The sequence below is a fragment of the uncultured Methylobacterium sp. genome (genome assembly GCF_964242245.1).
Lineage (GTDB): Bacteria > Pseudomonadota > Alphaproteobacteria > Rhizobiales > Beijerinckiaceae > Methylobacterium.
In genome coordinates, this window is record NZ_CAXTBY010000173.1 from 1 (window position 1) to 5337 (window position 5337).

Here is a 5337-nt window from a genome sequence, read left to right on the forward strand (position 1 = left end):
AGGCGGTCGCCATCGGCGACGTCTGCTTCAAGCGCGACGGCGTCTACGCGATGGAGCTCGGCGGCCCCGAGGTCGGGCGCGGCTGCGGCGGCCGCGGCATCATCCACGGCTTCGAGCTTTTGGAGAAGCTCGGCTTCCACGAATGGGGCTTCGACTACGTCCTGCTCGACTTCCTCGGCGACGTGGTCTGCGGCGGCTTCGGCCTGCCGATCGCCCGCGACATGTGCCAGAAGGTCATCGTCGTCGGCTCCAACGACCTGCAATCGCTGTACGTGGCCAACAACGTCTGCTCGGCGGTGGAGTATTTCCGCAAGCTCGGCGGCAACGTCGGCGTCGGCGGCCTCGTCATCAACAAGGACGACGGCACCGGCGAGGCGCAGGCCTTCGCCGACGCGGTCGGCATCCCGGTGCTGGCCTCGATCCCGGCCGACGACGACATCCGCCGGAAGAGCGCGAACTACGAGATCATCGGCCGGCCCGACGGGCGCTGGGGCTCGCTGTTCTCGGATCTGGCCCAGAACGTCGCGGACGCCAAGCCCAACCACCCGACCCCGCTCAGCCAGGACGGCCTGCTCGGCCTGTTCTCCAGCGAGAGCACCGGCCGCGACGTGGTGCTGGTGCCGGCCACCTTCGAGGATATGTGCGGCGTCGCCCACGTGACCAAGCCGTCCCTCGAAGTCGTCTACGACGAGGTCTGACGCGCATGGCCGTCACCCTCGACATCGCTGCGCTGCGCGCCCGCCGGGAGGTTCCGGCCTCGACCCTGGAGGCCCTCCAGGCACCGGTCCCGGCCGCGCCGATCAATCTCGACGCGACCAAGGGCGACGGCCTCGGCTGCCATTCCGGTAAGGATGCGATGCGGGCCGCGGCCGAGGCCGCCGGCATGTCGGAGACGCTGGAGCAGCTCAAGAAGGACTACCCGGCCGGTCCCCACGACCAGCCGCAGAGCATGTGCCCGGCCTTCGGTTCGCTCCGCGTCGGCCTGCGCATGCGCCGCACCGCGACGATCCTCTCCGGCTCGGCTTGCTGCGTCTACGGGCTGACCTTCACCTCGCACTTCTACGGGGCCAGGCGCAGCGTCGGCTACGTGCCGTTCAACTCGGAGACGCTGGTCACCGGCAAGCTGTTCGAGGACATCCGCGAGGCGGTGTTCCTGACGGCCAAGCCCGCGGATTACGACGCCGTCGTCGTCATCAACCTCTGCGTCCCGACCGCCTCCGGCGTGCCGCTGCGGCTGCTGCCGAAGGAGATCGACGGCGTCCGCATCATCGGCATCGACGTGCCGGGCTTCGGGGTGCCGACGCATGCCGAGGCCAAGGACGTGCTCGCCGGCGCGATGCTGAAGTTCGCCCGCACGGAAGCCGAGCAGGGTCCGGTGCAGGCGCCTCGCGCCGGCCGCTCCGAGCGCCCGACGGTGACGCTCCTGGGCGAGATGTTCCCGGCCGATCCTGTCGTGATCGGCGCGATGCTGGAGCCCCTCGGGCTCGCGGCCGGCCCCGTGGTCCCGACCCGCGAGTGGCGCGAGCTGTATGCCGCGCTCGACGGCGCGGCGGTGGCCGCGATCCACCCGTTCTACACCGCCAGCATCCGCGAGTTCGAGGCGGCCGGCCGGCCGGTCGTCGGCTCCGCGCCGGTCGGCGTCGACGGCACCGCGGATTGGCTCGATGCGATCGGCGAGGCCTGCGCCGTGCCGCGTAGCCTGGTCGAGGCGGCCAAGAACCGCCTGCTGCCGCCGATCCGCGGTGTGCTCGCCGCCGCGCCGATCAAGGGCCGGATCACGCTGTCGGGCTACGAGGGCTCGGAACTCTTGGTCGGTCGGCTGCTCGTCGAGAGCGGCGCGGACCTGCGCTACGTCGGCACCGCCTGCCCGAAGACGCCGTGGTCGGAAGCCGACCGCGCCTGGCTCGAAGCCCGCGGCGTCCAGGTCAGGTTCCGCGCCTCGCTCGAGGACGACCTCGCGGCGATGCACGCGTACCGGCCGGATCTGGCCATCGGCACGACGCCGGTGGTGCAGAAGGCCAAGGAAGCCGGCACGCCGGCGCTGTACTTCACCAACCTGATCTCGGCCCGCCCGCTGATGGGCGTCGCCGGCGCCGGGTCGCTCGCCAAGGTGATCAACGCCGCGCTGGCCAACACGGAGCGCTTTGCCGCGATGCGCGCCTTCTTCGACGGCGTCGGCACCGGCCACGCCGCCGGCGTCTGGGAGGACGTGCCGCAACTCCGCAAAAGCGTCGCGCCGGCCCCGAAGGCCAAGCAGCACGCGCACGATCCGATCGGGGAGATGGCCTGATGCTCGTCCTCGATCACGACCGCGCGGGCGGATACTGGGGCGCCGTCTACGTCTTCACGGCGATCAAGGGGTTGCAGGTGATCATCGACGGCCCCGTCGGCTGCGAGAACCTGCCCGTCACCTCGGTGCTGCACTACACCGACGCGCTGCCCCCCCACGAACTGCCGATCGTCGTCACGGGCCTCGGCGAGGAGGAACTCGGCCGCCACGGCACGGAAGGGGCGATGAAGCGGGCGCACGCGGTGCTCGATCCCGCCCAGCCCAGCGTCGTCGTCACCGGCTCGATCGCCGAGATGATCGGCGGCGGCGTGACGCCGGAAGGGACCAACATCCAGCGCTTCCTGCCGCGCACCATCGACGAGGACCAGTGGCAGACCGCCGACCGGGCGATGCGCTGGCTCTGGCAGGAATACGCCGCCCGGCGCTTCGCCAAGAAGGGCATCCCTGCGCGGCCCGCGCGCAAGGCGGGCGAGCGCCCGCGCGTCAACCTCATCGGCCCGGCCTACGGGACCTTCAACATGCCGTCCGATCTCGCCGAGATCCGCCGCCTCGTCGAGGGCATCGGCGCCGAGATCAACCTCGTATTCCCGCTGGGTTCGCATCTGGCCGACGTGCCGAAGCTCGTGAACGCGGATGCCAACGTCTGCCTCTACCGCGAGTTCGGCCGCCTGCTCTGCGAGGACCTGGAGCGGCCCTACCTCCAGGCGCCGATCGGCGTGCTCTCGACCACCAAGTTCCTGCGCACGCTCGGTGAAATTCTGGGTCTCGACCCGGAGCCGTTCATCGAGCGCGAGAAGCACACCACGATCAAGCCGGTCTGGGACCTGTGGCGCTCGGTGACGCAGGACTTCTTCGGGACTGCCAGCTTCGGCATCGTCGCCACGGAAACCTACGCGCGCGGCGTCCGACATTTCCTCGAAGAGGAGATGGGGCTTCCCTGCACGTTCTCCTTCGCCCGGAAACCCGGCGCCAAGCCGGACAACGCAGCGGTTCGCGAGGCCATCGCGAAAAATCCGCCGCTGGTGCTGTTCGGTTCGTTCAACGAGCGGATGTACGCGGTCGAGAGCGGGTGCCGGGCGGTGTTCGTGCCGGCCTCGTTCCCCGGCGCCATCATCCGGCGCCATACCGGCACGCCGTTCATGGGGTACTCCGGTGCGACCTACCTCGTGCAGGAAGTCTGCAACGCGCTGTTCGACATGCTCTTCCACATCATCCCGCTCGCCCGCGACATGGATGCGGTCGAGGCGACGCCGGCGCGCATGCACCGCGAGCTGCCGTGGGAGGAGCCCGCCCGGGCGCTCCTTGAAACTTACGTCGAGAGCCAGCCGGTGCTGGTCCGGATCTCGATGGCCAAGCGCCTGCGCGACGCCGCCGAGCGTGACGCCCGCCGCGACGGCGCCGCGCGCGTGGCGAGCGGCCACGTCGAGACCGCGCACGAGGGCCTGAAGCTCGGAGTCGCCGCATGAGCGCCTCGGCTCACTCCGTTCCCGCCGCTTCGCTCCGGCTCGCGCCGGTCGAATCCACCCCCATCCCGCCGGACCCGCGCAGTGCGCAGGCCGCGCCCAGGAGGAAGTCCATGGCCCGTTCGATGAACCCGACGTCGCGCCTGCACCAGGAGGAAGTCCAGTTCCGGATGATCCTCGGCGTGACCTACCCGTTCTTCCTCGTCGCGGCGATCGCCGAGCGCGTCGTGCCGGCACATGAATCCGGCCGTCCGGCGCCGCGCCGCTCGGTCTTCGGCGAAGCCAGGACCATGGCGGTCCAGGCCATCTCCTACGCCTTCATGGGCTGACGCGGGCCGCTTGATCGCCCCCGAGCCCTTCGAGACGCTTCCGTCCGCGAGAACGGGTGGAAGTCCGGTCGTGGCGCAGGATGCGGCCACGGCACTATCCCCCGCGCGACGACGCCGCGCGGTCTGCCCAACGGAGGACCTTCAACGATGGCCAATCCTGGAACGCTCGAACGACCGAGCAGCCTGTCGGGGCTGACGGAACCCGAAGCCAAGGAGTTCCACGCGATCTTCCTGACGAGCTTCATCATCTTCACGGCCATCGCCGTGGTCGCCCACATCCTGGTCTGGCTGTGGCGGCCGTGGCTGCCCGGGCCGAAGGGCTACGCCCTGCTGGAGGGCGCCGGACAGGCCGCCCACGGCCTCGTCTCGATGATTTCCTGAGGAGGACACCATGCACAAGGTCTGGCTCCTGTTCGATCCCCGCCGCACGCTGGTGGCGCTGTTCACCTTCCTCTTCGTCCTCGCGCTGCTGATCCACTTCATCCTGCTCAGCACCAGCCGGTTCAACTGGCTGGAGGGTGCCAAGGACTCGAAGGCGGCCTCCCTCCAGATCGTCGCGCCGACCCCGGCGTGACCGTCACCGTGGCATCCGGCCGGGCACGCCCGGTCGGGTCCGCGTCGAGAGACCCGCAGCGGACCGGAGATCGGGCGACCCGCTCCCGCCCGCTGCGAAGGATCGAGATCGGAACAGGCCGAACGCGGCCGGTCCGTCACCCGCCCCAGTCCGGAGGCCTATCGCCATGGCGATGCTGAGTTTCGAGAAGAAGTATCGCGTCCGCGGCGGCACCCTCGTCGGCGGAGACCTGTTCGATTTCTGGGTGGGGCCGTTCTACGTCGGGTTCTTCGGCGTCACGGGCCTGTTCTTCACCGTGCTCGGCACGGCGCTGGTCATCTACGGCGCGGCGCTCGGGCCGACCTGGAACATCTGGCAGATCAACATCGCGCCGCCCGACCTCAAGTATGGACTCGCGCTCGCCCCCCTGAAGGAGGGAGGGCTCTGGCAGATCATCACCTTCTGCGCCATCGGCTCGTTCGTGTCCTGGGCGCTGCGCGAGGCCGAGATTTGCCGCAAGCTCGGCATGGGCTACCATGTGCCGTTCGCGTTCGGGATGGCGATCTTCGCCTACGTGACGCTGGTGGTGATCCGGCCGTTCCTGATGGGCGCCTGGGGCTACGGCTTCCCCTACGGCATCCTCAGCCACCTCGATTGGGTGTCGAACACCGGCTACCAGTACCTGCACTTCCACTACAATCC

General features: G+C 69.7%; 6 protein-coding genes and 1 pseudogene. All 7 read left to right on the forward strand.

Going from position 1 to position 5337, the window contains the following annotated elements:
• The coding region (locus ACFE8Y_RS20555; protein ID WP_375466227.1) for a chlorophyllide reductase iron protein subunit X at window positions 1–698 on the forward strand (698 nt) is incomplete at its 5' end.
• 5 nt (window positions 699–703) lie between these two features.
• Entirely contained in the window at window positions 704–2290 is a 1587-nt protein-coding gene (gene bchY / locus ACFE8Y_RS20560) for a chlorophyllide a reductase subunit Y (RefSeq protein WP_375466228.1), read from the forward strand.
• On the forward strand, window positions 2290–3756 hold the full coding sequence (bchZ, locus tag ACFE8Y_RS20565) for a chlorophyllide a reductase subunit Z (RefSeq protein ID WP_375466229.1): 1467 nt from the start codon (window positions 2290–2292) through the stop codon (window positions 3754–3756). Before bchY ends, bchZ begins: the two co-directional genes overlap by 1 nt.
• 110 nt (window positions 3757–3866) lie before the next feature.
• The gene (locus ACFE8Y_RS20570; RefSeq protein WP_375466230.1) at window positions 3867–4082 is read left to right on the forward strand and encodes a hypothetical protein; all 216 of its coding nucleotides are present in this window, start codon (window positions 3867–3869) and stop codon (window positions 4080–4082) included.
• 147 nt (window positions 4083–4229) lie between these two features.
• Window positions 4230–4463, forward strand: a complete 234-nt coding sequence (gene pufB / locus ACFE8Y_RS20575; RefSeq protein WP_375466231.1) for a light-harvesting antenna LH1, beta subunit — start codon at window positions 4230–4232, stop codon at window positions 4461–4463.
• Window positions 4464–4473: 10 nt separating this feature from the next.
• A complete protein-coding gene (gene pufA / locus ACFE8Y_RS20580) occupies window positions 4474–4656 on the forward strand; it encodes a light-harvesting antenna LH1, alpha subunit (RefSeq protein WP_147730006.1) in 183 nt (60 codons plus the stop codon).
• 166 nt (window positions 4657–4822) lie between these two features.
• Window positions 4823–5337, forward strand: a pseudogene (locus ACFE8Y_RS20585) (photosynthetic reaction center subunit L); the annotation flags it as partial.

Excerpts from the sequence above, each read along its gene's own strand:
- bchY (WP_375466228.1), top strand. The coding sequence starts at position 704 with ATGGCCGTCACCCTCGACATCGCTGCGCTGCGCGCCCGCCGGGAGGTT.
- bchZ (WP_375466229.1), top strand. The coding sequence starts at position 2,290 with ATGCTCGTCCTCGATCACGACCGCGCGGGCGGATACTGGGGCGCCGTC.
- ACFE8Y_RS20570 (WP_375466230.1), top strand. The coding sequence starts at position 3,867 with ATGGCCCGTTCGATGAACCCGACGTCGCGCCTGCACCAGGAGGAAGTC.
- pufB (WP_375466231.1), top strand. The coding sequence starts at position 4,230 with ATGGCCAATCCTGGAACGCTCGAACGACCGAGCAGCCTGTCGGGGCTG.
- pufA (WP_147730006.1), top strand. The coding sequence starts at position 4,474 with ATGCACAAGGTCTGGCTCCTGTTCGATCCCCGCCGCACGCTGGTGGCG.